This window comes from Pseudomonas sp. GM74, from assembly GCF_000282455.1.
In the GTDB taxonomy this organism is placed as follows: domain Bacteria; phylum Pseudomonadota; class Gammaproteobacteria; order Pseudomonadales; family Pseudomonadaceae; genus Aquipseudomonas.
On record NZ_AKJG01000057.1, the window covers coordinates 1 to 24877 of the forward strand.

Genomic DNA, 24877 nt, shown 5'->3' on the forward strand with positions numbered 1-24877 from the left:
CCGTCTCCCCCACCATCAGCAGGATCGGCTTGATCCCGACTGCCGCCAGCTCCCTGAGCCGGGTCTTCATGCCCAGGGCACTGATGGAAATCACCAGGCACCAGCGCGACAGTTCGTTGACCGATCCTTGCACCGCGGGCGCTATCCATCCGGTGCTGTTGATGCAGGCCAGAATCAGAAAACCGACGGCGAACCACGGCAACAGCGGCGGGCGCTTGCCGGTCGGATCGGCGCCTTGCATGCGGGTGATCATCGCCGCGGTGACGATCACCGGCAGCAGCATCGCAACACGCATCAGCTTGACCACCGTGGCCGTGTCACCGGTCTCGGTCGACATGCTGTAGCCGGCGCCGACCACCTGGGCCACGTCGTGGATCGTGGCGCCGAGGAACACGCCCGCCACCTGCGGTGACAACTCCAGCCAGTTGGCGATCATCGGGTAGACGATCATCGCCAGAGTCGACAGCGCCGACACGCCGATGACCGTGAACAGGGTCGCCCGCTCTTTCTGCGGATGGTTCGGCAGCGCCGCTGCCAGCGCCAGGGCCGCCGAGGCGCCGCAGATGGCCGTCGCGCCACCGGTGAGCATGCCGAACAGGCGCTGGAAGCCCAGGGCCTTGGCGGCGATCACAGACACGCTGATGGTCACCACCACCAGGATCACCACCAGCGCGATCGGCTTCCAGCCCAGCGCCGCCATTTGCTCCAGGGTGATGCGCATGCCCAGCAGCGCCACGCCAATGCGTAGCACGGTGCGGGCGGTGAACTCGATACCGGCCTTGCAGGGGCCGTCATCGGCGAGAAAATTCAGGGCCATGCCCAGCAGCAAGGCAAACAGCATGACCGGCGCACCGTAGTGCTCGGACAAAAACGACGCGGCGGCCGCCACGATCAGGCTGACGATAAACCCCGGTGCCAGTTCGCGCGTGCGACTGTGGATACGGGTAAGAGCAATGGCGCTCATGGCGCGGACTCCTCGGTAACGATGACGATAAACGCCTGGCCGTCGATGATCTCGACCGGGTAGTTGGTGACTTTGACCTGCCTGGAATTGAGCAGGTAGCCGCTGTGCAAATCGAAGCGCAAACCATGGGCGAGGCATTGAATCACCCGGCCCTCAAGACGCCCTCCGCATAGCGAAGAGCCCTGGTGCGGGCAGCTGTCGTCAATGGCAAACAACTGCCCGTCGACGTTGAACAACGCCAGGCTTTTATCCTCGAATTCGAACAGCGCCCGGCCACCTGCCTGCGGGTATTTGCCGGCAGGCACGGGAATGCGTCGGGTCATGCTGGCTGCCGCTCGCGATCACTTTCCTTGAGGGCCTCGTTCATGGCCCCGAGCAGCGCCTGGGCAGGTTGTGCACCGATCACCGTCATGCGGCCGTCGAACTGAAAGCTCGGCACGCCACTGGTCGCACCGGGAGACCCTTCGAACGGCGTGGCATCGCCCTTCAGGCAATCGAGCAGCCCGTCCGCTGCGATGCCGCAGGAGCGGGCAATGGCCAGCAAGGTCTCGCGGCAACCGAGATTTTCGCGTCTCAGGAAATATGCGGCGAACAGTCGTTCGAGCAACATCTCACGCTGACTGGCATTGCCCAGTTCGCTGACACGCGCGAACAAGCGATGGGCGTCTGCGGTGTTGGGCATCGTCTCGATACGGCTGAGGTCGATGGCCAGGCCAACCGCACTGGCAGCCTGCTGTACCTGGGTCTGGCGCATGGTCATGGCGTCGGCATTGCCCAGGCGCTTGCGATAGAAATCGGCGAAGGGTTCACCTTCTACCGGTATCTGGGGCAGCAACTGCACGCCATGCCACGCCGTGGTGATCTGCACATCCGGGTGGCGACTGCGAAACTGTACCTGCGCATGCTCCAGTTGGCGTTTGCCGATCAGGCACCAGGGGCAGATAAAATCGAAAAACACATCAATACGTAAACGACGACTCACAACTTCACCTCTATCCCGGCTTCACGGACAGGGTCAGGCACGCTCTGACCCTGAAGACGGGCAATATCTTTGTGGTAATGACACTTGGCATAAAAGAACACCGCCGCCGCCGCGAGGCTGACCAGTGGCACCAGTTGAAACGCGGCATGCAGACCGATGATGTCCGACACCCGGCCGGTGATGAACGGTCCCGGTGCCAGCCCCAGCATGTTGTTGGCCAGGGTCAGCGTAGCGAACGCCGTACCGTGCACCGAGTAATGCGTCAGGTTGGCAACCATCGCACCGGCGGGGCCGGTGGTGCCGGTGGCAATCGCCATGCCCAGGCAGATCAGCAGCAGTTGCACTGGCCCTGCCTGCAAGGCAAACGCCGCCGACAACAGCAGGCAACTGCCCAGGCAGAAGCCGATGGCCAGGCTGACCTTGCGCTCCGGCGAGTTGCGACACAGGCGATCGCTGAGCATGCCGCACAGGATCATCCCCGCGCCGCTGCACAACACGATGACCGCCGCCATGCCGCCGGCCTTGTCGGTGGGCATGTCGTAGTAGCGATTGAGGTAGCTGGGAATCCACACCATCACCGTACCGCCGACGAACAACTGCAAGCCGCTGGCGATGTAGGTCGACACCACCGAACGGCTGGACCACAGCGTGCGCAGTGGACGCTTGACCGCGGCAGCCGTCTTGTTCGCAATCTGCGCGGCACGTTGTGGCGCGATGCGCGCTTCCTTGACGATGAGCGGATAAAGCACCGCCAGAAACAGGCCAAACAGCGACATGCCGGCGAACGACCAGCGCCAGCCCAGCTTGGCGGCAATCGCACCGCCCAAAGCCATGCCCAACACCGAACCGAACATCCCGCCTGCCATGAAGGCACTGGCCAGGGTGGCCCGCATGTGTTTGGGGAACACCGAAATCACCACCGCGATGCCGACGCTACCGTAGGCGGCTTCGCCGACGCCGACCATGAACCGCGCAATGAACATCTGCTGGTAGTCCTGGGCCAACGCGCAACCCAGGGTCGCCACGCTCCACAGGAACGCCATCAGCGCCAGGCTCTTGACCCGGCCGAAGCGGTCGGCCAGCAACGATAGGGGAAACGTCAGCAGGCCGACCATCAGGGCGACGATGCCACTGAGCAGACCGAGCTGTCCGTCGCTCAACGCCCACTCACTTTTAAGCAGTGGGAAGACCGCGTTCAGTACCTGACGCGACATGTAATCGGAAATCAACAGGCCGAACGTCAAGGCAAAGACGATCCAGGCATATTGGCGCGCAACGCCGACGCAACCTGCGTCGTCATCGTCGGCGGCGATTGGGTGAAAGGCCATGCAGCCTCCTCAAGAGCTTTGTTTTATTTTTGTTATCAAGCGTGTAACGGTCAGGCGGACGAGAGGTCACGGCCTCTCGTCCCGACCCACGGTCAACCGCGTTGCGGAGTACCTTTCTGCCCAGCCTTGCGGTTGGGGGCCATGCCGTTGGCCAACAGGGTTTCTTCGATGGTTTCGTACTGCACGCCGATGCGGTAGATCTCGCGGGCTTCTTTGCCGGTGGCGATTTCACGGCCCAGTTCATGGGCAATGCGCACGGTTTGCTGGATCTGTGCAACCGAGCCGAAACGGTCGCCCTTGTGATCAATGATAGTGTCTTCGTTGCCCACACGCGGGTGCATGCCCATGGCCATCGACATGGTGTTGAACGGCATGACGTTTTTCAGCAGCGACTCGGAGGTCAGGGTGCAACCGTCCGGCGCGCGGTGGATGAAGTTGAAGAAGTTGAACGGGTTCGGGCCGTCGAAACCGCCGCCGATGCCGATCCAGGTCAGGTTCAGCGGGCCTTTGTAAACGCCACGGCGCACCAGGCGCTCGAGGGTTTCCATGGCGTGCATGCCGGTCAGCTGGAAGTGCGGCTGGATGCCGTTGTCCATCAGGCGCTTGAGGTGCTCGGCAACCCAGGCAGGACCTGCCGGTACGGTCATCTCGCTGTAGGCAGCCTGGGTCATCGGGTTGGCCAGGGAGGTGCCTTCCAGGTATTCCGGATACAGCAGCTCCATGATGTTCATCTGGGTGGTGTTGATCGCCACCGTGACCTGATCCGGTTTCGGCGTCAGCTCGGCCAGCATGTGGCGGGTGTCGTCGGACAGCCACTTGGCTGCTTCGCCATCGCTTTCCGGAGCGAAGGAAATCGAACCGCCGACCTGGATGATCATGTCCGGCACGGCTTCACGCACACCGGCGATCAGCTCGTTGAACTTCGACAGGCGCTTGGAGCCCTTGCCGTCCAGTTCGCGCACATGCAGGTGCAGCACGGTGGCGCCGGCTTCATAGCATTCGACCGCTTTCTGGACTTGCTCGTCCATGGTCAGCGGGATGTCTTCCGGGAAATCTTCCGGCATCCACTCCGGGCCGTACGGGGCCACGGTAATGACTACCTTTTCCATGTTTTCCGGGTGCAGGGAATCGTCGAAGAATTGCATGGGTTACTCCAGTTCTTATGCCAGTTCTTATGATTGTTGCGCCCACCCGGGGTCGTGCCGGGCAGACGTGTTTACGAGTGCGAATGCTGCGAGTGCGGATGCAGGTGGCGTTCGATCAGAACGTCTTGTCGCCGATGATCCCGGCGCGTTCCATCTTGCGATGGCACGGCGGGTAATCCATGACGGCGTAATGCTGGGTACTGCGGTTGTCCCAGATGGCGATGCTGTTGGGCTTCCAGCGCCAGCGCACCTGATACTCAGGGATGTACGCCTGGCTGATCAGGTAACGCAGCAACTCGCCGGCGCCGGGGTTGGCGTCCTGGCCGAAGCGCACCCGCTCAGGGGTGTGGTAGTTGCTGAAGTGGGTAGTGAAAGCGTTGACGAACAGCACCTTCTCGCCGGTTTCCGGATGGGTGCGCACCACCGGGTGTTCGGCGTCCGGGTACATCGCCTTGAGCGCCAGGCGTTTTTCAATCGGCATGGCGGCACCGAAGCTCGCTTCGATGCTATGGCGGGCACGCAGGTCGGCGATCTTGACCTTTACGTCTTCCGGCAAGTTCGCATAGGCCTGGACCATGTTGGTCCACATGGTGTCGCCGCCCACTGGCGGGCATTCCACGCAACGCAGCACACAGCCCATCGGCGGTGCTTCGCGCCAGGTGGCGTCGGTGTGCCAGGCGTTTTCGTAGCGATCCATCGGCTGGTCCGGATTCTTGTAGATCCGCACCAGCCCCGGATGATCCGGATCACTGCCGGCCACCGGATGATCTTCCAGCTCGCCGAAGCGCCGGGCGAAGGCCACGTGCTCGGCGCGGGTGATGTCCTGATCGCGCAGGAACACCACGCGGTGCTTGAGCAACTGGGCACGAATCTCGGCAAACAGACCGTCGTCATGCACCGCGTCGGCCAGGTTGACGCCGATCAGTTCGGCGCCAATGCTGCAGGTCAATTGTTCGACTTTCATGGCTGGTCGCTCCTTAAACGACGAAAATCGATGAGCCGGTAGTCTTGCGCGATTCAAGGTCGCGATGGGCCTGCACGGCATCCTGCAAGGCGTAGTGCTGGTTGATCTCGATCTTGATCCGGCCGCTGCCGACGTGGTCGAACAGTTCGCCCGCCAGGGCGGCTTTTTCGGCCGGGTCGCTGATGTAGTTGGCCAGGGCCGGACGGGTCAGGTACAGCGAACCTTTCATCGCCAGCATCACCGGGTCGAACGCCGGGATCGGGCCGGACGCGGTCCCCACGCAAACCATCAGGCCACGGGGTTTCAACGAATCCAGCGACCCCATGAAGGTGTTCTTGCCAACACTGTCGAATACCACGTTGACGCCCACGCCATCGGTCAGTTCGCGAACGCGAGCGGCGACGTCTTCGTGGCTGTAATTGATCGTATGGTCGCAACCGTGAGCCCGGGCGATTTCCGCCTTTTGCTCGGTCGAAACCGTACCGATCACGTTCAGGCCCAGCAGTTTGGCCCACTGCGAAACGATCAGGCCGACACCGCCAGCGGCGGCATGCAACAGGATGCTGTCGCCCGGCTTGAAGTCGTAGATGCGGCGCATCAGGTACGAAGACGTCAGGCCACGCATGGTCATCGCGGCAGCGGTTTCGAAGCTGATGGTTTCCGGCAGCTTGATCAGCGGCGCGGCCGGGATCAGGCGCTCGGTGCTGTAGGCGCCGAGGGTGTTGAGGAAACCGGTGTAGGTGACGCGATCACCGACTTCGACGTTGGTGACCCCTTCACCAACGGCCTGGACGACGCCAGAGGCCTCAACGCCCATGCCATTGGGCATCGGAATCGGGTAGGTGCCGTTGCGGAAATAGGTGTCGGCATAATTCAGGCCGACTGCCACATGACGAAGCCGAACCTGGCCGGGACCGGGTTCGCCGACTTCGACGTCCTCATAACGTAGAACTTCGGGACCACCGGTTTCGTAAAAGCGTACGGCTTTGGCCATTTTTCTTATTCTCCAATCTGCAATGTGGGCGTGTTGCATCGAATTGCGCTGATTGGACTGTAGGACGAGGCCTGTTGAGACGCTTCTCATCAGACGACAATGGCTTTTCATTTGGTGACAGGCAGAAACGGGATCGACTAGCCGGTGCCGTCGCCACCTGCGCTATCATCGCCCGTTTCCACGCCCCAAGAGTCTTGAAGCCGGATGTCCGAAACGCTGCCACTGCCTGATGATCATGCCTTGCCCCCGGTCCTGGCCGGCCCGCTGTTGCGGCGCCTGGAGCCCACGCGGCTGGTGCTGTGGCTGGTGGGTTCCCGGGCGCTGGCGCTGACCTTGCGCCTGCAGGGCGTCGGCGATGTCTGCCTGGATGCCGGGCAATGCACGGTGATTGCAGTGGGGGCTCATGCCTTTGTGCACTTGATCGATGTGCACCTCGATTGCGCCCTGCCCAGCGACGAGTCGATAGACTATGACCTGCTGATCGATGGCACAGAACAAGGTATCGCCGACTGGGCGCCGCACCTGCTGTATGGCGATGCCCGTTGCCCGAATTTCGTCCTTCGCGCACGGGTCGACCAGTTGCTGCACGGATCTTGCCGCAAGCCTCATCACCCTGCGACAGACGGCTTGCTGTGCGTCGACCAGTTGCTGGCGCAGGAACACGCGGCAAAGGACCGCCCGGCACTGCTGATGATGACGGGCGATCAGGTCTACGCCGACGATGTCGCGGGGCCGATGTTGCGGGCGATTCACGCCCTGATCGAGCGTCTGGGCCTGTTCGGGGAGCACCTCGAAGGCGCGGTGGTCAGCGACAGCGCCAGGCTCTACGAGCACCCGGCCAGTTACTACCACCGCGCGGATCTGCTGCCGGCACTGCAAAGCAATGAAACCCTGCGCGAGCGTTTTTTCGGTGGCGCGCGCAAGCCGATTTTCACCAGCAGCAGTGCCGACAATCACCTGGTGACCTTCGCCGAAGTCATGGCCATGTATTTGCTGGTCTGGTCGCCAACCCCCTGGACCCTGATCGCACCCCAGGCACCGACGCTGACGCCGCAAAGACTTGAACGCTACGCCCTTGAACAGACGCGCATCGATGCCTTCAAGGCAGGCCTTGGCAACGTCGCGCGGGCACTGGCGCATCTGCCGACGCTGATGATTTTCGATGACCACGACATCACCGATGACTGGAACCTTTCCGCGCAGTGGGAGGAAACGGCCTACGGCCATCCGTTCTCCCGGCGCATCATCGGCAACGCGCTGCTGGCGTACATGCTGTGCCAGGGCTGGGGCAACAATCCGGATGCGTTCACTGCCGTGCTGGAAAAGGCCCGTGCGTTGAGCACCAGCGCACATCAGAGTCACCTCGACAGCGCCGTTCAGGATGATTTGATCGGTGATCTGCTGAAGTTTCAGCACTGGCATTACGTGCTGCCCACCACCCCCGCCATCGTGGTGATCGACACCCGCACCCGGCGCTGGCGCAGCGAGATGAACCTCAAGCAACCTTCCGGTTTGCTCGATTGGGAGGCCCTGAGCGAACTGCAACAGGAACTGCTGGACCACCCGAGTGCGATCATCGTTTCACCGGCACCGATCTTCGGCGTCAAACTGATTGAAACCGTGCAGCGGGTATTCAGTTGGTGCGGTTATCCACTGCTGGTGGACGCGGAAAACTGGATGGCCCATCGCGGCGCCGCCCAAGTGATCCTGAACATTTTCCGCCACTCGCGCACACCGGGTAACTACGTGGTGCTGTCGGGCGACGTGCATTACTCCTTCGTCTACGAAGTGCTGATCCGCCACCGCAAGGCCGGGCCGCGCATCTGGCAGATCACCAGCAGCGGCATCAAGAACGAATTCCCGGCCACCCTGCTCGAGTGGTTCGACCGCCTCAACCGCTGGCTGTACTCACCACGTTCGCCGCTGAACTGGCTGACCAAACGTCGACGCATGCGCATCGTGCCCCACGTGCCCGAACACGCCGAAGCCGGTGAGCGGCTGTGGAACTCGGCGGGGATCGGGCAGGTGTTCTTTAATGAGCTGGGGCAGCCGCAGACGATCTACCAGCACAACTCGAACGGAGCACCGAAGACCAGGATGGTTGCGCCGCAAGGCGATGATTGAGGTAGAGAAAACACCACAAAACTGTGGGAACGACGGTGTGCTGATCCCGCCTGCTCGCGAAGGCTTTCTGTCAGCCTCTACAATTGTGACTGTCATACCGCCTTCGCGAGCAGGTTCGCACACACTGGATTTCTGGCGTACGCACTTCTTGTGCTATTTCCAGATCCTGTGGGTCTGCTCGCGAAGAGGCCAGTTAAATATTGGGAAAATCCATCCTGTAACCCGCCCCCGGCGCACCTTCATGGAGTGCCACCTGAATTTTCGAATACAAGGCATTCGCCTCAGCTGTGGTGATTGATCGCGAACAATCACGCAGTACAACACGTAGTAGCACATTCTCCTGCCCCGGCAGCAATCCGAGGCGATCGATGGCCTGCGAAGGCAGTTCTGTGAACTCCCAGCGCCCTTTGATTTGCATTTCCTCGATCCAATCTGAACAATCACCAGCCGCCTGCAACATCCTTTCAGTCAACACTTCCTCGCTTAGCCCCGGCGTTACCGCTAACGAAATATCACGAGTAATCGAAGGCAACCGAGAGACGGCACTCCACGGATTCAGATCATGCATCTGTGCCTGTACTCGTTCGTTCTGATCACGCAGCAAACGAATATCGGGGATGCCTTTTCGCAGCATAGTCAAGCGATCCAACCCCATTCCCAGCGCCAGTCCTCCATGGCGCAAAGGATCGATCTTCAGTCGCTCCAACAAAGATTTGGCAATTCGACCGCACTCCAGAACCTCTACCGGGACACCGTCATTCAACAGATTTACTTCGATCCCACCCTCAGTGTAGTGATGCGGACTATCACTGTAGATCCAAGGCATATCAGGCACAGCAGATTCGAGGATATCGCCGACCAGGCAAAGCAAATGCTCATGCGTCGACAAATCAGGATCGCCGAGCACCCAGATATCCATCTGATGCGGTTCCGCACAATGCCAACGATCCCGGCTGTCGCGACGAAAAGTGATGCCAGGTGCAGCCAATAATATTGACTGCCCCGGTTGTCGTAGCTGGGCCGCTCTCTGAAGCGCAGATGGAATTTGGCTAGTGGTTTGCGTCCGTAACAGAGACCACTCGTCAACCCATCGAGTGTGTGCACTACCAAGCGTAATCTCAGATGGGTCATAACCAAGCAATCCGTAGTTCTCTTCAGCAGAGACAATTCTCGGGCCCGTCTGCACTTGCGCTTGTGGCCAGCCTTTATCCGCTAATCCCTGAAGAACCTCCTTCAGTAATAATCGAATGGCGTGATCGGGTGCGGCGGGATCTGTTAGATCAGCCAGTAGCAAGGCTTGGTGTACGGATGTATCCGTCAGATATTTCTTTGATTCCTGCACTAAACAGCCCCTTATTAACGGTTGAATGTAGAGCTCCTCTTAAAAAGAAGCCTCATAGACCAACCTAACGATTTCAGATCGTCCATCACAACCAAATTCGGCGAAATGCTATTTTTTCGGAAGAGGACTACAGACACTACTTACACAAATAACCAAGAGCATCTTACAGGACGACTAACGAGCATCATTAATTCTAAAAAACCTCAAACCACCTATTTAACATATCAAAAAAACCTGTATTAATTATTTCGCCCCCTCAAGACCACCAGGGAGCACAAAACCAACAAAATGAAAAAGGATGATCAAATGAAAAAGAAAAGTGCCATTAAAGAAAAGCTTACTCGCATAACTTCCGGCCCGGAAAACTTTGGCTGGGCGCCGTTAGCTTGGGCTCATACTGAAGAGTAAATGATAAAGGTGGGCGTCAAGATCACTCTTGCCGCCCATCGAAAAATCAAGGAGGCACCAATGTTATCCAAAACGATGATATCAACACTTTTTTGTCAAGAAGAGCCTTCTATAATTGCAGACTCTGAAGAGTTTCTCCAAGAGTGCTCGAAGCTAGGATTCAAGTCCATCAACATCTCTGACATCGACAGACTCCCAAAAAGCAGCATCATTTTTTCATTCACTAATGACGCAGCGAAAAAAACATTTGATATTGCGAAAAACACCAAACACAAAAAAAGCATCTTTTGTGCAACACAAGTATTCGAACCTACTTTAGAAGCAGCACTATATAGCTTAAACCTACTATTAATAAGCGACTTTGAACGAGCATTAAGTACACAAAGACGCATACTAAACATGCTAAACTCACACAGCTCGTTTTTCTTAACCGGAAATAACGCCGACGCGCAAATAACGACAGCCCCTCACGCCCAACCTTACGCTTTAATTACAGAGGACATAGAAAACAACTTCATTCAGTCCGTGGTGGAGTTTTTTGAAGTTCATTATGCTCACATGAACCCACAAGAACCGAGCCCATTTTCATTTCGTGGAACTTTAAAGATATCCGGAATACTTACAGTCCTTAGAAGACCCAACCCAACATTACCAGAAGGCTTAAAAATTTCTTTAAAATGGTTGAGCGATCGCATATCTGAAGAAGGCGCACTATTAGCCATTGAAGACAATACAATCACCTCACTAAAAATAAATGGCAATGAACACATAAAACTATTGGATCTTGCAGCAGGGCCTAGAGGTCTTAAGCTGACTGAGTTTGCTATTGGAGTAAACGACACAATCGCAAATAGCATTGACTACAAAATCAACTCTCAATTAAACGAAGGGATTAATGGAGTTCATATAGCAATTGGGGACGGTTCTTCTGGCTATCACATAGATTTCCTGAGCCCGACAGTAAAGGTAAGCCCAACTCACAACTGAGCCAACCTGATCGCCCTCTCTACAAACTCCCACATCACGGCAATGTCTAAAAACTGACACTATAAAAGGGCTTACAGTAATGATGAGCAGTGACGCACGGCAAGTTACCATGGACCTCAAGGCACACAAGCCGGTGGATTCTGGTGTAACTGTAGGCTTGCCCGCGATAAGACCAACACATCCAGCATCAATGCTGACTGAAGCACCGCTTTCGCGAGCAGGTTCGCCCCCACTATTGATCGGTGTCTCTCATGAACCTCACCCGAACTCTGATCATCGGCAACTCCGGCTCCGGCAAAAGCTGGCTGGCGCAGCGGCTGGCCGAGCAATTGCGTGAGCCATGGACCGATCTCGACCGGATTCACTGGCTGTCCGACGAACACAGCATCCCCCGCCCCCGCGCCGAAGCGTTGACCATTGCGCGGATCGCGGCCAAACAAGAGCGCTGGGTGATCGAAGGCGTGTATGGCTGGATCGTCAGCGAACTCCTGTCACGGGCGACTGCGCTGATCTGGTTGAGCGTCGGGGACGAGGATTGCGTGACCAACATTCGACAACGCGAGGCCGGGCGCGACGAACAGGATCTGTTACTGATCGCCTTGCTGGAGTGGGCGGGCAGTTATCGCCAGCGGCAAGGGTCCAGTGGGTTTACGGCACATCAGCGTTTGTTCGAAGGGTTTACCGGTGCAAAAATTCAGTTGATGGATCGAGCTGAAATCACGGATTTTTTCGGCGTAATACGAAACACAGGTTAACCACTGCATCTGACCCGTTCAAACCGGATTTGGACTACAACACTCGCGGAAACGTCTTTTGAAATGCAAACGGATACTGAACATCTATCCAGATGCGGAGAAGACCATGCGATTTATCCAATACTTGCTGAGTCATTGCAGTAGGAAAAAGAACACGCCGGCTGGCGTCGACGTGCTTGATGAAACTGCTTACCTACTAAGTTCCAAAGCCAATGCTGAACGATTACTCAAGTCAATCGAGAACTTGCGAAATCGCCAGACTCACCCCTCTGACAATCATCTCCACCTCCCGCTCATCAATCGTCAGCGGCGGCAGAAGGCGAATGGTTTTGCCCCGTGTGACGTTGATCAGCAAACCGTGATCCCGGGCGGCGATCAGGCTCAGGTCGCGGATCGGTTGCTTGAGTTCGATGCCGATCATCAGCCCCTGGCCACGGATCGCCATTACGTTCGGGTTGCCCGCCAATTCTGTACGCAATCTTTCGAGCAGGCGCGTCCCCTGAAGCCGGGCGTTTTCCAGCAGCCCTTGTTCTTCAACAATATCCAGCACGGTGCATCCGACCCGGCAGGCCAACGGATTGCCGCCAAAGGTGCTGCCGTGGCTACCCGGCGTGAAGAGTTCGGCTGCCTTGCCACGGGCCAGGCACGCGCCGATAGGCACGCCGTTGCCCAGGCCTTTGGCCAGGGTCATGACGTCCGGGACTATGCCTTCGTGCTGGAACGCAAACCATTGGCCGGTGCGGCCGATGCCGGTCTGGATTTCATCGAGCATCAACAGCCATGAGCGCCGGTTGCACAGTTCGCGCACGGCCTTGAGATAGCCCGGTGGCGCCAGTTGCACGCCGCTTTCGCCCTGGATCGGCTCCATCAGCACCGCCACGATCCGCGAACCAAAGGCCTGTTGCACCTTGTCCAGTGCGTCGAGGTCGCCGAACGGCACTTTGACGAAATCCCCCGGCAGCTTGTTGAAACCCAGGCGTACCGCCGGGCCATCGCTGGCCGACAAGGTGCCGAGGGTGCGGCCATGGAACGCGTTCTCCATGACCACCACCAGCGGCTGCTCGATGCCCTTGTGCCAGCCATGCAGCCGGGCGATTTTCAGTGCGGTTTCGTTGGCTTCGGCCCCGGAGTTGTTGAAGAACGCCCGATCCATACCCGCCAGCCGCGTCAGTTTCTGCGCCAACCGTTGTTGCCAGTCGATGCTGTAGAGGTTCGAGGTGTGCAGCAGCAACCCGGCCTGTTCGGTAATGGCGGCGACGATTTTCGGGTGGGAGTGGCCGACATTGGTCACCGCCACACCGGCGACCGCATCCAGGTATTCGCGACCGGCCTGATCCCACAGGCGAGTGCCCAGGCCCTTGTTGAAGCTCAGGGCCAAGGGTTGGTAAGTGCTCATCAGGCAGGCGGCGGTCATGACATCAAGCTCCAGCAAGGGTCGGTGTTTTTGCAGTATGGTTAGCCACCAGAGCTGGATAAACACTGTAAAACTTCAATCATTTAAAAGCAGAGCTTGATAATGGATCTGTTCCAGGCAATGACCGTCTACGTGAAAGTGGTGGAGACCGGCAGCATGACCGCCGCCGCTTTGCAGTGCGATATGTCCACGACCATGGTCGGCAACCACCTCAAGGCCCTGGAGCAACGGCTGGGTGTGCGCCTGCTCAATCGCACGACGCGACGCCAGCGGCTGACCGAGTTCGGCGCCGCGTATTACCAGCGCTGCCTGGAAGTGCTGGGGTTGGTGGCCGACTCCGAGCGTCTGGCCGAGCAGGCGCTGGACGAACCGAGCGGCATCTTGCGCATCACCGCGCCCTTGACCTTCGGTACCGAACGCCTGGCGCCGGCATTGAGTGAGTTCAGCCGGCAAAACCCGCGGGTGAAACTCGACGTGGTACTGACCAACCGGCGCCCGGATCTGCTGGAAAACGGCCTCGATGTAGCGTTTCGCCTCGGCGCGCTTGAGCCCTCCAACCTGATCGCCCGCCCGCTGATCGACTACACCCTGACCATGTGCGCATCCCCGGAGTACCTGGCCCGGCGCGGCACACCGCAAACGCCTGAAGAGCTGCGACAGCACGACTGCCTGTCTTTTGCCTATCCCGCCGGGGATGACTGGCAATCGGTGCAAAAGGAATGGCGCCTGGCCGGTCCCGATGGCGAAGTCAGCGTGGGGGTTAGCGGGCCGATGCTGATCAACAGTTCGGCGGGACTGCATCAAGCGGCGCGCACCGGCATGGGCATCGTGATGATGCCCGACGCCCTGGTCGAGCAGGACCTCAAGGACGGAAAGCTGCTGGCCTTGATGCCCGATTACTGCCCGCCCAGTCGGCCGATGCACCTGGTCTATGCCCAGGATCGCCACCGTTTGCCGAAACTGCGGCGCTTCGTCGAATTCGCCGTACAGAGGTGGGGCAAGCACCCGTCGGCCGAATAGGCCATGCATTCGCTGATCGCCATTTACATCCCCGCCTTCACCAGCACCGGCTGTTCCTGATAACGATTCGGGTACAGCTGCTTCAACTGCGCGACCTTCGGCAAATCGTTGATCACGATGTACGGATAGGTCGGATGTTCGGTCAGGAAATCCTGATGCTCTTCCTCCGCCGGGTAGAAACCGTTGAAGGTTTCAAGCCGGGTCACGATCGGCTTGTCGAAGGCATGGGCGGCGTCGAGCTGGGCGATGTAGGCCTGTGCGACCCGCTGCTGCTCGGCACTTTTGGTAAAGATCGCCGAGCGATACTGGGTGCCGCTGTCCGGCCCCTGACGGTTGAGTTCGGTCGGGTTGTGCGCCACCGAAAAGTAGATCTGCAGCAAGGTGCCGTAGCTGACCTGAGCGGGATCGAACGTGACTTCGACCGACTCCGCATGGCCGGTATTGCCATTGCTGACGCGCTCGTACTGCGCGGTATCGGCCGCCCCGCCCGCGTAGCCGGAGACGGCGTTCTTCACGCCTTTGACATGCTGGAACACCCCTTGAACACCCCAGAAGCAGCCACCGGCGAACACCGCGGTTTCGCTGCGGGCCTGGGTGGTTTCGTCGAGGGCCGGCGGTGGAAGGATGACCCCCTCTTCAGCGCCACCGAAGGAGAAGGCCGAGCATTGGCTGATGATGCCGGCAGCCGCCAGCCCCAGCAGGGTACGGCGCCAGGTAATGAGTGTTTTCATGGGGCGAACTCCTGAAGCGTTGGAAAGTAATCAGCCGAAGGTGAAGGCGTAAGCCGACGCACCCGGATCAAGAAACTCGATGCTGAAGGTCCGGTCGGTCACGCCGCCGCTCTGGCGCACCAGTTGATACAAGCGCTGGTCCGTCACGGTGCCGCTGCCATCGGGGGCCACGTCCATGCCGTGGGCATCGCCGGGAGCCTTGCCGTCGATCAGCACCTTGAAGCGCACCGGCTTGCCATCGGCGCCAGGGCCGAGCACCAAATGCAAATCACGGGCGTGGAAGCGATAGACGATGCGGCTGGCCGGTGCGCTGGCGGTGGCCCGCTCCGGGCCGACATGCCACTGGCCGCCCAGGCTCCAGTCGTTGAGGGCCAGTTGCGCCGGCGGGTTGTAGTCCGCGACCTTGTCCGGCACCAGCGCGGTTTCCGGTACGAAATGTTCCGCGCGCTGGTAGCCGACATAGGTTTCCGGCGACTGCACTTCGTTGCTGTCCGGGGCCATTTGCACGCCGTCGGCCTTGGCATTGATCAGCCCGTCCGAGACTTTGGCGGCACCGGCCTCACGCAGCAGTTGCTGGATGACCCGCTCCGACTCGGCGTACGCGCCTTCGCCGAAGTGGTGATAACGAATGCGTCCCTGGGTGTCGGCAAAGTAATGCGCCGGCCAGTACTCGTTGTTGAAGGCGCGCCAGATCTTGAACTCGTTATCGATGGCCACCGGGTAGTTGATGCCCAGGTCTTTCATGGCCTTGGTGACGTTGCCGACGTCGCGCTCGAAGGCAAACTCCGGCGCATGCACGCCGATCACCACCAGACCCTGATCGCGATATTTTTCGGCCCAGGCTTTCACATAGGGCAGCGAACGCAGGCAGTTGATGCAGGAGTAGGTCCAGAAATCCACCAGCACGACCTTGCCCTTCAAGGCCTGGGCATCGAGGGGTGGCGAGTTGAGCCATTGCACGGCGCCATCCAGTGGCGGCAGGTTGCCTTCAACCGGCAAGGTGCCCGGGGATTTCTCGGCCACTTGCGCCGCGCCCCCGGCGCTCGTGTTTTGCGCCATCATCGCGCCGCTGTTACGCGGTGACTTACCGCTCAGCTTTTCCACCAGCGCTTGCTCGATACCACCGGTCGACGCCGTGGAGAGCCTTGCCAGAACTCCCGTGTCCAGGCCCAGGGCAATCGCCGCCACACCGGCCAGCATCGCCGCGCCCAGGCCGCGACGCAGCCATTCGCCCGCGCCAATGGAGCGCTTCATCGCGGTGAAGACTTTGCCGCCCAGCAACAAGGCCAGCGCGAGGGACGTGGCGGCACCGGCGGCATACGCCAGCAGCAAAAGGGTGGTTTGAATGCTGGCGCCTTGCAGCGCCGCACCGGTCAGAAGCAAACCGAGGATCGGCCCGGCGCAGGGCGCCCACAACAGGCCGGTGGCCACGCCGATCAGGAACGAAGCACCAGGACGTGGCCGCGCATCGGCGCCAGCCACCTCGGACAAACGACTGCCCGCCGCTACCAGTGGCCGGGTCAGGCGCTCGGCCAGTTGCGGCAGCAACAATGTCAATCCGAACAGCGCCACGAACACCAGCGCCAGCCAGCGCCCGTACTGGTTGAGCTGCACCACCCAGCCACCGCCCACCGCCGCCAACGTGGCGACCAGTGCGAAGGTCAGCGCCATGCCCACCAGCAGCGGTAGTCCGCTTTTGACGAAAGGTTGCCCGGTGCGGGCGAAGACAAACGGCAACACCGGCAGAATGCACGGGCTGACAATCGTCAGCACACCACCGAGATAAGCGAGGACCAGCAGCCACATGGCGATTACCTGCAAAAAGTGAGTGGAGGGGAATCACACCGTCTTGGGCACGAATTTCATCGCCAGGCCGTTCATGCAGTAGCGCAGGCCGGTGGGTTTCGGGCCGTCATCGAAGACATGGCCCAGATGCCCGCCGCAGCGCCGGCAATGAACCTCTTCACGGACCATGCCGAACGCTCGGTCCTGGCGGGTTGCCACAGCCTTGTCCAGGGGTGCCCAGAAACTCGGCCAACCGGTGCGGCTGTCGAACTTTGTCGCCGAGGAAAACAGCGGCAACTCGCATCCGGCACAGACGAAGGTGCCATCGCGGTGCTCGTTGTTCAGCGGGCTGCTGTAGGCCCGTTCGGTGCCCTCTTCGCGCAGGATGTCGTACTGCTCGTCACTGAGGATGGCGTGCCATTCTTTGTCACTGTGGGTCACTTCGAATGCCTCCTCTGCGCTGACCTCGCTGATCAATGCAGTGCCTGTGGAAAACTTCGGCAACAGGCCGATCGCCAGGGCTGTCACCCCTAGCCCGCCGCTCGCTACAAGAAATTGCCGTCGTGAAAACATGCTCGCCTCCAAAAATCCAGGGGTGCTTCATGGAACACAGCCTAGGCTTTGGGTGATCGCCAAATCCTCACGGGAAGTTAAACAATTCGTGATAACTCGGGCGCTAAAAAACCCGCACAATGAATAACGCCAACCTTGAACACTGCTATTCCTGTGGGAGCGGGCTTGCTCGCGAAGGCGGAGTGTCAGTCGATGGTGATACTGGCTGACCTGAGGCTTTCGCGAGCAAGCCCGCTCCCCCAGGTTTTTTTGAACATAAGCCGAATGGCATGCGCCCATTGCACCGAAGGATTGAGCTGGATGGAACAGACCAAACGCGTCCTCGTGGTCGAGGACGATATGCATATCGCCGACCTGATCTGCCTGCATCTTCGCGATGAGCAGTTCGAGGTGGTACACAGCGCCGATGGCGATGAGGGCATGCGCCTGCTGCAGCAAGGCAACTGGGACGCACTGGTTCTCGACCTGATGCTGCCCGGTGTCGACGGCCTGGAAATCTGCCGCCGCGCCCGCGCCATGGCCCGCTACACGCCGATCATCATTACCAGCGCGCGCTCCAGCGAAGTGCACCGGATTCTCGGCCTCGAACTGGGTGCCGACGACTATCTGGCCAAGCCGTTTTCCATGCTCGAACTGGTGGCCCGGGTCAAGGCGTTGCTGCGCCGGGTCGATGCCATGGCGCGCAACCTGAAGATGGACGCCGGCAGCCTGCTCACCGACGGCCTGGCCATCGACCCGATCACCCGTGAGGTCTCCCTCGACGGCCGGCGTCTGGACCTCACGCCCCGGGAGTTCGACTTGCTGTACTTCTTCGCCCGCCAGCCCGGCAAGGTGTTTTCGCGCATGGACCTGCTCAACGCCGTGTGGGGCTACAGTCACGAAGGTTACGAGCACACGGTCAACACCCACATCAACCGCCTGCGCGCCAAGATCGAGGCCGACCCGGCGCAACCGGTGCGCATCCTCACGGTCTGGGGGCGTGGCTACAAATTCGCCACAGGCGAGGAGCCGCAGCCATGAGGCTGACCCTGACGCAACGCCTGTCCCTGGTGTTCGCCGTGCTGCTGCTGGTGTGCTGCGGCACCTCGGCATGGATGCAGGTGCGCTCCAACCAGATGCACGAGCAGGAAGTGGTGCAAGGCTTGTCCCGGGACCTGGCGCAGCACATCGCCAGTGACACGGTGCTGATGGACACCCAGGGCCTGATGCCCAATGCCGTGCGTGACCTGTTCAGCAAACTGATGCAGGTCAACCCGAGCGTCGAGGTGTATCTGCTCGACACCGCGGGCAAGATTGTCGGCAGCGCCGCGCCCGAGGGCCGGATCCGTCGCGAACGGATCGACCTGGCGCCGGTCCAGCGCCTGTTGCGGGGCGATGCCCTGCCGATTCTCGGCGACGACCCGCGCAGCGTCGATGCACGCAAGGTGTTCAGCGCTGCACCGCTGAAGGTCGACGGCAAGCCGGCCGGTTATCTCTACGTGGTATTGCTCGGCGAGGACCACGACCGCCTGGCCGAACGCGGCGCGACCAGTGCGGCGCTCAATACAGCGCTGTTGTCCATCGGACTGGTAGCCCTGTTGTGCCTGATTGCCGGTCTGACGGCGTTTGCCCTGATCACCCGGCCGTTGCGCCGCTTGACCGAAACCGTCAGCCAGTTCGACATCGATGGCGTGCCGGTCACACCGGCCCTGCCCGTCGCGGTGGAAAAAGCCGCCAGTCACGATGAGATCGCCGTGCTCGATGCGGCATTCCGGCAGATGCAGGCACGCCTGGGCGAGCAATGGCGCTCATTGACCCGTCAGGATCAGGAGCGCCGCGAACTGGTGGCGAACATCTCCCACGACTTGCGCACGCCGCTGGCCTCGTTGCACGGTTATCTGGAAACCCTGTCGCTCAAGGACGCCACGCTGTCCCCTGCCGACCGCCGTCGCTACCTGGGCATCGCCCTGGACCAGAGCCGCAAGGTCGGCGGTCTGGCGCAGTCGCTGCTGGAACTGGTGCGGCTGGAACATGGTTTTGTGCAGCCGGTGCTGGAACGCTTTTCCCTGACCGACCTGGCCCAGGACATCTTCCAGAAATTCGAACTCACCGCCGAAGCGCGCAAAGTCGAACTCAAGGCCACCTTCGCGCCAAATGCCTCGGCGGCCTGCGCGGATCTAGGGTTGATCGAGCGGGTGCTGACCAACCTGTTCGACAATGCCCTGCGCCATACTCCGGCCGGTGGCGAGGTCGAACTGGGCCTGCGTCCGCAAGGCTCATTCATCGAAGTCACGGTCAGCGATACCGGCCCCGGCATCGCCCCGGAACTGCGCGAAGGGTTGTTCCTGCGGCCGTTCAACATTGGCGGCGCACGGCGTGATGGCGGGTTGGGACTGCGGATCGTGCATCGCATCCTGCAATTGCACGGGCGCGAGATTCAGTTGATCGATGTGCCGGGGCGCGGGGCGACATTCCGGTTTTCGTTGCCGATCGATGAAGAGACAGCGTCGGCGCTGGCGGTGCGATCGATGAACCTGAATACGCCGAGGCAGGCTTGAAAAGTTGCGGTGCCTGACCGGGCCCCATCGCTGGCAAGCCAGCTCCCACAATGTTTTCGGGTGCTCACAGATTTTTGCGTACACCCACTAACCCTGTGGGAGCTGGCTTGCCAGCGATGAGGCCAGCCAGAACAACCGAAAACTTCGATCAGTCCCGATAGTCCGGTGCAATGCGCTCCAGCATTCGCAACAACGCCGCCCACGCCAGTTGCATGGCATCCGGATCATTCAACTCCCCCTCCTCCAACGGCCGCCCCGAATCATTGAACTGCCGTTCGGTATGCGCGCAGACCTCGTGGGACGGCAGAACAACTTCACCGGCGGCTTGCGCGGCCAACTGGATTTCACAGGCTTTTTCCAGGTAATACATGCGCATAAACGCCTGCCCTACCGTCTCGCCCACCGTCAGCAAACCATGGTTGCGCAGCATCAGCACCGGCTTGTCACCCATGTCCGCCACCAGCCGTTGTTGCTCACTCAAGTCCAGCGCTACGCCTTCGTAATCGTGATAAGCGACGCGGCCGTAAAACTCCATGGAAATCTGGTTCACCGGCAACAACCCGCACTTCAACGCCGCCACCGCGCACCCGGATTTGGTGTGGGTGTGCAGCACACATTGCGCATCTTCGCGAGCACCGTGGATCGCGCTGTGAATCACGAAACCGGCCGGGTTGACCGGATACGGCGATGGCTCGACGGCGTGGCCATCGAGGTCGATCTTCACCAGGTTGGACGCAGTGATCTCATCGAACATCAGCCCGTAAGGGTTGATCAGAAAGTGATGCTCCGGCCCCGGAATGCGCACCGAGATGTGGGTGAAGATCAGGTCGGTCATGCGATAGTGCGCAATCAAGCGGTAGCAGGCCGCCAGTTCTTCACGCAGACGTTGTTCTGTCGATGTCATGCCACGGTGCTCTCTTTCACGGTGCAGTCTTTCACGGTGCAATCTTCCAGCCCTTGTCCCAATGCCTCCCAGCCATTGAAGCCGCGGCGAGCGATGAACACCAGGCGTGTGGCGCCGGCCTGGGCATCATCCAGTGCCGGCAGAAACTGACTGCGCGTGCCGACATGTTGCAGCCAGTGCGCCGTGCTGCCCGGCGTCAGCAGCACCAAGCCTTTGACCCGGAATACATCGCTGGGCAGTGCCTTCAACCAGCCGCGCAAGCATTCGGCGTCGAGGGCTACGTTGCTCTGCCACAACCAGCTGCTGAACATCTCGCCATGATCGCCGTCGGAAACCCGCGTCAGCGGTTTCAGCGCCCGGGGCTCAAGGTCCAGGTCGATATCCAGCCACAGCGCATCGGGCAGTTCGGCCTGCACACTTTCATGCACGCGAGTCCTGGCGCCCAAGGCATCGCGCAGCGCCTGCAGCTGTGATTCGTCGACCAGGTCGGTCTTGTTCAGCAACAGCAAGTCGGCAGCGGCCACCTGCGCCCGAGCCAGGCGCGCGTACTCACCGTCGAGTTGCAGATGACGGGTGGCGTCGACCACGGTGATGACCATGTCCAGTTGCATCTGGCTGCGCAGTTGCGGGTAGGCCAGGGTCTGCACGATGCGCTGCGGGTCGGACACACCGCTGCACTCGATGACGATGCGTTCCAACCTTGGTTCAAGCTGCGCCAGGCTGCCGAGCTGCGCCAGCAGGTCTTCCTGCACGGTGCAGCAGATGCAGCCGTTTTGCAGGCTGTACACCGCGTCGGTGACTTCGGAAACGATGGCCGCATCGATGTTCAGCTCGCCGAAATCGTTGACGATCACCGCCAGCCGACTGCCTTCGGCACGGCGCACCATGCGGTTGAGTAGTGTGGTTTTACCGGCGCCGAGAAACCCCGACACCACGGTCACGGCGATGCGTGGGGAAGTCATTCTGCCTTGCCCTCCAGCACCGGTGGTTCGCCCTGCCACACCGCCTTGAGGCCGACTGTTTCGAGCGTCGAATGGCGGTCGTAGACCAGTTGCCCTTCAACGAAGGTCAGCAGCACCTGGGTCTTGTGGATGTAGTTGCGCGCCGGCTTGGCGAACAGGTCGCGGTCAATGACGATCAGGTCCGCCGCCTTGCCCACTTGCAGGCTGCCGGTGCTGTGTTCCAGGCCCATGGCCACGGCGCCGTTGCTGGTGATCACGGTCAGCGCCTGTTCGAGGCTGATCGGGTCGCCGAAGCAGGCCGGGTCGTCGTTCCACGGGTTTTGCCGGGTGATCATGGTTTCCAGCGCCAGCCACGGGTCGATGGACGCCACCGGCCAGTCGGTGCCCATCACCGCGGTGCCGCCTGCGGCGAGCACGCCTTTGAAATCGTAGATACGCTTGAGTCGCTCCTGACCGTAGCCGGAACGCGCGCCGCTGGCGAACGGCGTCGGGTACCAGGCGGCCGGGGAAAATTCGGCGATGACATTCAGTTCCTTGAAGCGCGGCAGGTTGCCGGGGTGCAGCAAGGTGCTGTGGGCACACTGGTGGCGTACACCGCTGAAACCGTTGCGACGACGGGCCTCGGCCACGGCATCGAGGAACACGTCGGACGCGCCGTCACCGGTGCAGTGGGCGATCACGCGGATGCCCTTGCGATCCATGTCCACCACCATGTCAGTGATGTGTTCCGGGGTCAGGTTGAGCTTGCCGCGCCAGCTCGATTCCTGCGGCCATGGCGTCAGCAGGTACGAGGACTTCGGCTCGACCGTGCCGTCGAAATGGAACTTCACCGCGTTGGCACTCAGGCGCGCGCTGCGGTAGTAGTGACGTTCGCCGGCCAGCAGCTCCCAGCGACGACGCACAGGGAAGATGTCGTCCTGCCAACTGATCGCCGCTTCGATGCGCACCGTCAGTTCGCCGCTGTCGTCCAGTTCCTTGAGGGCCTGCAAACGCTGTTCGCAGACGTGTACGTATTTACTCGCCGTGACGCCGCGCGAGCTCTGGAAATGCACGCCATCGCGATAGGCGCGGCGCAGCACGCTGACCGGCGTCGGTGGCATGGCGGCGTGGATCATCGCGTAGGCACCGTCGATCATCAGGCCGGTGGGTTCGCCGGACAGTTCGTCACGCTCGAAATAGCCGTTGCGCGGGTCGGCCGTGTGACGGTCGATGCCGGCCAGTTCCAAGGCCTTGGAGTTGACCATCATGGTGCCCCACATACGGTCGAGCAGCGCCACCGGGCGGTCCGGCATCACGCTGTCGAGCCACTCGCGGCCCGGCGTTAAACCCGCCTCGCGGAAGGTGTAGCGCACCCAGTATTGGCCGTAGATCCAGCCGTCGCCGGGATGGCTGTCGGCGTAGGCGAGGATGCTTTCGCGCAGTTGTTCCGGGGTCGGGTCTTCGATGCCGACGTCGAGGTCGTCGCTGTAGCGCGGCGCCAGTGCGAGGTCGGGGTGGGTGTGCATGTCATGCAGGCCGGGCATGCAGAACGCGCCTTGCAGGTCATGCACGCGAGTGTTCGGGCCCTTGTACATCTCGATCTGGCCGAGGCTGGCGACACCGATCAACTTGCCGTCGCGGATGGCCACGGCCTCGGCCCATGGATTAGCGGGATCCTGGGTGTAGATACGCCCGTTGGCGAGGATCAGGTCGGCATAGGTCCCCTGCACGGAATGGGTAGAGGAAAAGTTATCGGACTCAGCCATGTAAGCCACCTTTGAGTTCAGGAGATTGAAAGGTCCACCGGGCGCCAGGCGGGTCGGGAACCTGAAAAAACTGTTGTTGTTCCAGTCAGCAGGAAAGGTCGCGGGCAGCCCCCGGTTTGAGGGCGGGCCTGACCGGCCGATGACAATTAGCGCTAGTATTGTTGAATCAACCGGCACAACAATCGATTTTTTTTGGCCTGACTGTTCGATTTACCTCACCATATGGGAAGCCACCGGTGACCGGTGTCTGCAGGCCTTTCTTCCACCTTTGAACGGGATGATTTATGCGATTTCCTTCAATGACTGCCCTGCGCGCCCTTGATGCAGTTGCCCGCCTCGGCAGCGTCTCTGTAGCGGCCCGTGAGCTGAACCTGACCCGCAGCGCCATCAGCCACCAGATCAGCAAGCTGGAGGAATGTGTCGGCTTCGCCCTGACCGAACGTATTGGCCGTGGCATTGGCCTGACGTACCAGGGCGAGCGTTATGCACGGGAGGTGCACGGAATCCTGTTGAACCTGCTCGATGCCGGGCAGTTGATCGACGATCAGGAAGTCTCCGGCCGGCTGTGCGTCAGTTGTGCGCCGGGGTTCGCCACTTATTGGTTGTGCCACCACATCGGTGCTTTTTTGCGGCAGTACCCGCAAGTGCAGTTGCAGCTGATTTCCCCGCGCACGCCGGACGACACCAACAACCCCAACGTCGATCTGTTCATCGCCTACGGGATTGGCGACTGGCCGGAAATGAATGTTGAAGAGATTGTGGCTCTGCGCTTCTTCCCGGTGTGCAGTCCACGTCTGATCAACGCGCTGGGCGGACTGAAAAACCCACAGGAGCTCAGCACTTACCCCTTGCTGCACATGACCGACTACTCGGACTGGCGCATCTGGCTGACCGCCGCCGGTGCTTCGGGGGTCAACGCGCTGAGCGGCATCCTGTTCTCCGATGCGCACTGCGCACAGTCCGCCTGCATTGCCGGCCAGGGCATCGCCATCGGCGACAACCTGATCAGCGGCGATGCCTTGTCCAAGGGTTTGCTGGTGCGGCCGTTCGACATCAGCATCGATCTGCACCGTGGTTATTACCTGGCCACCGACCCGCAAAAGGCGGACCGCGCGGTGGTCCAGGCCTTCAGCAACTGGGTCAAGACGCAGCTGCAATCGTCCCGCCAGACCTGGCAGGACACCCTCTGAAATGCACACGTATGTAGCAGCTG

The 24877-nt window shown here is 60.5% G+C and carries 22 protein-coding genes; 7 read left to right on the forward strand and 15 right to left on the reverse strand.

What is annotated here, in order from left to right:
• The 7 genes from PMI34_RS14215 to PMI34_RS14185 all read right to left on the reverse strand — a co-directional run.
• Positions 1 to 964 (reverse strand): YeiH family protein (locus tag PMI34_RS14215; RefSeq protein WP_008050005.1); only part of this gene is annotated, 964 nt, incomplete at its 3' end.
• Positions 961 to 1287, reverse strand: coding sequence for a Rieske (2Fe-2S) protein (locus PMI34_RS14210; protein WP_008050007.1), 327 nt, complete (start codon positions 1285 to 1287; stop codon positions 961 to 963). The genes PMI34_RS14215 and PMI34_RS14210, both read right to left, overlap by 4 nt.
• A complete protein-coding gene (locus PMI34_RS14205; RefSeq protein ID WP_008050009.1) occupies positions 1284 to 1946 on the reverse strand; it encodes a DsbA family oxidoreductase in 663 nt (220 codons plus the stop codon). The genes PMI34_RS14210 and PMI34_RS14205 overlap by 4 nt, the downstream gene beginning before the upstream one ends.
• Complete coding sequence (locus PMI34_RS14200) at positions 1943 to 3274, reverse strand: MFS transporter (RefSeq protein ID WP_008050010.1); 1332 nt, start codon at positions 3272 to 3274, stop codon at positions 1943 to 1945. Before PMI34_RS14200 ends, PMI34_RS14205 begins: the two co-directional genes overlap by 4 nt.
• 92 nt (positions 3275 to 3366) lie before the next feature.
• Positions 3367 to 4419 (reverse strand): 3-keto-5-aminohexanoate cleavage protein, encoded by a 1053-nt coding sequence (locus tag PMI34_RS14195; protein ID WP_008050011.1) that lies wholly within the window; start codon positions 4417 to 4419, stop codon positions 3367 to 3369.
• Positions 4420 to 4534: 115 nt separating this feature from the next.
• Positions 4535 to 5383: a TauD/TfdA dioxygenase family protein gene (locus tag PMI34_RS14190; RefSeq protein ID WP_007979208.1), complete on the reverse strand. Its 849-nt coding sequence runs from the start codon at positions 5381 to 5383 to the stop codon at positions 4535 to 4537.
• 13 nt (positions 5384 to 5396) lie between these two features.
• Positions 5397 to 6377 (reverse strand): quinone oxidoreductase family protein, encoded by a 981-nt coding sequence (locus PMI34_RS14185; RefSeq protein ID WP_008050013.1) that lies wholly within the window; start codon positions 6375 to 6377, stop codon positions 5397 to 5399.
• A 204-nt stretch (positions 6378 to 6581) separates the two neighbouring features.
• Between PMI34_RS14185 and PMI34_RS14180 the strand changes: the two genes are divergently transcribed.
• Positions 6582 to 8501 (forward strand): alkaline phosphatase D family protein, encoded by a 1920-nt coding sequence (locus PMI34_RS14180; RefSeq protein ID WP_008050015.1) that lies wholly within the window; start codon positions 6582 to 6584, stop codon positions 8499 to 8501.
• A gap of 193 nt (positions 8502 to 8694) precedes the next feature.
• Here the strand turns inward: PMI34_RS14180 and srmL are convergent, their stop codons facing one another.
• Positions 8695 to 9843: a PheS-related mystery ligase SrmL gene (gene srmL, locus PMI34_RS14175; protein ID WP_008050018.1), complete on the reverse strand. Its 1149-nt coding sequence runs from the start codon at positions 9841 to 9843 to the stop codon at positions 8695 to 8697.
• Positions 9844 to 10311: 468 nt separating this feature from the next.
• Between srmL and PMI34_RS14170 the strand changes: the two genes are divergently transcribed.
• Entirely contained in the window at positions 10312 to 11238 is a 927-nt protein-coding gene (locus PMI34_RS14170; protein WP_008050022.1) for a hypothetical protein, read from the forward strand.
• Between the two features lie 251 nt (positions 11239 to 11489).
• On the forward strand, positions 11490 to 11993 hold the full coding sequence (locus PMI34_RS14165; RefSeq protein WP_008050023.1) for a hypothetical protein: 504 nt from the start codon (positions 11490 to 11492) through the stop codon (positions 11991 to 11993).
• A 232-nt stretch (positions 11994 to 12225) separates the two neighbouring features.
• Here PMI34_RS14165 and PMI34_RS14160 read toward each other — a convergent pair whose 3' ends face one another.
• Positions 12226 to 13407 carry an aspartate aminotransferase family protein gene (locus PMI34_RS14160; RefSeq protein ID WP_008050024.1) on the reverse strand — a complete coding sequence of 394 codons (1182 nt, stop codon included), beginning with the start codon at positions 13405 to 13407 and terminating at the stop codon, positions 12226 to 12228.
• 102 nt (positions 13408 to 13509) lie between these two features.
• Between PMI34_RS14160 and PMI34_RS14155 the strand changes: the two genes are divergently transcribed.
• Positions 13510 to 14427: a LysR family transcriptional regulator gene (locus PMI34_RS14155; protein WP_008050026.1), complete on the forward strand. Its 918-nt coding sequence runs from the start codon at positions 13510 to 13512 to the stop codon at positions 14425 to 14427.
• A 23-nt stretch (positions 14428 to 14450) separates the two neighbouring features.
• Here the strand turns inward: PMI34_RS14155 and msrA are convergent, their stop codons facing one another.
• The 3 genes from msrA to msrB are packed head-to-tail and all read right to left on the reverse strand — an operon-like array spanning position 14451 to position 17516.
• A complete protein-coding gene (gene msrA, locus PMI34_RS14150; protein WP_008050028.1) occupies positions 14451 to 15158 on the reverse strand; it encodes a peptide-methionine (S)-S-oxide reductase MsrA in 708 nt (235 codons plus the stop codon).
• Positions 15159 to 15188: 30 nt separating this feature from the next.
• Complete coding sequence (locus tag PMI34_RS14145) at positions 15189 to 16964, reverse strand: cytochrome c biogenesis protein DipZ (protein ID WP_008050030.1); 1776 nt, start codon at positions 16962 to 16964, stop codon at positions 15189 to 15191.
• 33 nt (positions 16965 to 16997) lie between these two features.
• Entirely contained in the window at positions 16998 to 17516 is a 519-nt protein-coding gene (gene msrB / locus PMI34_RS14140; protein ID WP_008050032.1) for a peptide-methionine (R)-S-oxide reductase MsrB, read from the reverse strand.
• A gap of 300 nt (positions 17517 to 17816) precedes the next feature.
• On the opposite strand from msrB, the gene PMI34_RS14135 reads away from it, so the two are divergent.
• Together PMI34_RS14135 and PMI34_RS14130 are read left to right on the forward strand one after the other, a co-directional pair.
• Positions 17817 to 18536, forward strand: coding sequence for a response regulator transcription factor (locus PMI34_RS14135; RefSeq protein ID WP_008000098.1), 720 nt, complete (start codon positions 17817 to 17819; stop codon positions 18534 to 18536).
• A complete protein-coding gene (locus PMI34_RS14130; RefSeq protein ID WP_008050034.1) occupies positions 18533 to 20053 on the forward strand; it encodes a sensor histidine kinase in 1521 nt (506 codons plus the stop codon). Before PMI34_RS14135 ends, PMI34_RS14130 begins: the two co-directional genes overlap by 4 nt.
• A 148-nt stretch (positions 20054 to 20201) precedes the next feature.
• Here the strand turns inward: PMI34_RS14130 and PMI34_RS14125 are convergent, their stop codons facing one another.
• Genes PMI34_RS14125 through PMI34_RS14115 form a run of 3 tightly spaced genes read right to left on the reverse strand, consistent with a single transcriptional unit; the run spans position 20202 to position 23664 of the window.
• Complete coding sequence (locus PMI34_RS14125; protein ID WP_008050035.1) at positions 20202 to 20957, reverse strand: class II aldolase/adducin family protein; 756 nt, start codon at positions 20955 to 20957, stop codon at positions 20202 to 20204.
• Positions 20954 to 21919 carry a CobW family GTP-binding protein gene (locus PMI34_RS14120; RefSeq protein WP_008050036.1) on the reverse strand — a complete coding sequence of 322 codons (966 nt, stop codon included), beginning with the start codon at positions 21917 to 21919 and terminating at the stop codon, positions 20954 to 20956. Before PMI34_RS14120 ends, PMI34_RS14125 begins: the two co-directional genes overlap by 4 nt.
• Positions 21916 to 23664, reverse strand: a complete 1749-nt coding sequence (locus PMI34_RS14115; RefSeq protein WP_008050037.1) for an amidohydrolase — start codon at positions 23662 to 23664, stop codon at positions 21916 to 21918. Before PMI34_RS14115 ends, PMI34_RS14120 begins: the two co-directional genes overlap by 4 nt.
• A gap of 284 nt (positions 23665 to 23948) precedes the next feature.
• On the opposite strand from PMI34_RS14115, the gene PMI34_RS14110 reads away from it, so the two are divergent.
• Entirely contained in the window at positions 23949 to 24854 is a 906-nt protein-coding gene (locus PMI34_RS14110) for a LysR substrate-binding domain-containing protein (RefSeq protein ID WP_008050038.1), read from the forward strand.
• Positions 24855 to 24877: the final 23 nt, after the last annotated feature.

What these genes read in the sequence shown, in the direction of transcription:
- PMI34_RS14210 (WP_008050007.1), bottom strand. Translation starts at nt 1,287, where the DNA reads ATGACCCGACGCATTCCCGTGCCTGCCGGCAAATACCCGCAGGCAGGT.
- PMI34_RS14200 (WP_008050010.1), bottom strand. Translation starts at nt 3,274, where the DNA reads ATGGCCTTTCACCCAATCGCCGCCGACGATGACGACGCAGGTTGCGTC.
- PMI34_RS14195 (WP_008050011.1), bottom strand. Translation starts at nt 4,419, where the DNA reads ATGCAATTCTTCGACGATTCCCTGCACCCGGAAAACATGGAAAAGGTA.
- PMI34_RS14190 (WP_007979208.1), bottom strand. Translation starts at nt 5,383, where the DNA reads ATGAAAGTCGAACAATTGACCTGCAGCATTGGCGCCGAACTGATCGGC.
- PMI34_RS14185 (WP_008050013.1), bottom strand. Translation starts at nt 6,377, where the DNA reads ATGGCCAAAGCCGTACGCTTTTACGAAACCGGTGGTCCCGAAGTTCTA.
- PMI34_RS14180 (WP_008050015.1), top strand. Translation starts at nt 6,582, where the DNA reads ATGTCCGAAACGCTGCCACTGCCTGATGATCATGCCTTGCCCCCGGTC.
- PMI34_RS14170 (WP_008050022.1), top strand. Translation starts at nt 10,312, where the DNA reads ATGTTATCCAAAACGATGATATCAACACTTTTTTGTCAAGAAGAGCCT.
- PMI34_RS14165 (WP_008050023.1), top strand. Translation starts at nt 11,490, where the DNA reads ATGAACCTCACCCGAACTCTGATCATCGGCAACTCCGGCTCCGGCAAA.
- PMI34_RS14160 (WP_008050024.1), bottom strand. Translation starts at nt 13,407, where the DNA reads ATGACCGCCGCCTGCCTGATGAGCACTTACCAACCCTTGGCCCTGAGC.
- PMI34_RS14155 (WP_008050026.1), top strand. Translation starts at nt 13,510, where the DNA reads ATGGATCTGTTCCAGGCAATGACCGTCTACGTGAAAGTGGTGGAGACC.
- msrA (WP_008050028.1), bottom strand. Translation starts at nt 15,158, where the DNA reads ATGAAAACACTCATTACCTGGCGCCGTACCCTGCTGGGGCTGGCGGCT.
- PMI34_RS14145 (WP_008050030.1), bottom strand. Translation starts at nt 16,964, where the DNA reads ATGTGGCTGCTGGTCCTCGCTTATCTCGGTGGTGTGCTGACGATTGTC.
- msrB (WP_008050032.1), bottom strand. Translation starts at nt 17,516, where the DNA reads ATGTTTTCACGACGGCAATTTCTTGTAGCGAGCGGCGGGCTAGGGGTG.
- PMI34_RS14135 (WP_008000098.1), top strand. Translation starts at nt 17,817, where the DNA reads ATGGAACAGACCAAACGCGTCCTCGTGGTCGAGGACGATATGCATATC.
- PMI34_RS14130 (WP_008050034.1), top strand. Translation starts at nt 18,533, where the DNA reads ATGAGGCTGACCCTGACGCAACGCCTGTCCCTGGTGTTCGCCGTGCTG.
- PMI34_RS14125 (WP_008050035.1), bottom strand. Translation starts at nt 20,957, where the DNA reads ATGACATCGACAGAACAACGTCTGCGTGAAGAACTGGCGGCCTGCTAC.
- PMI34_RS14120 (WP_008050036.1), bottom strand. Translation starts at nt 21,919, where the DNA reads ATGACTTCCCCACGCATCGCCGTGACCGTGGTGTCGGGGTTTCTCGGC.
- PMI34_RS14115 (WP_008050037.1), bottom strand. Translation starts at nt 23,664, where the DNA reads ATGGCTGAGTCCGATAACTTTTCCTCTACCCATTCCGTGCAGGGGACC.
- PMI34_RS14110 (WP_008050038.1), top strand. Translation starts at nt 23,949, where the DNA reads ATGCGATTTCCTTCAATGACTGCCCTGCGCGCCCTTGATGCAGTTGCC.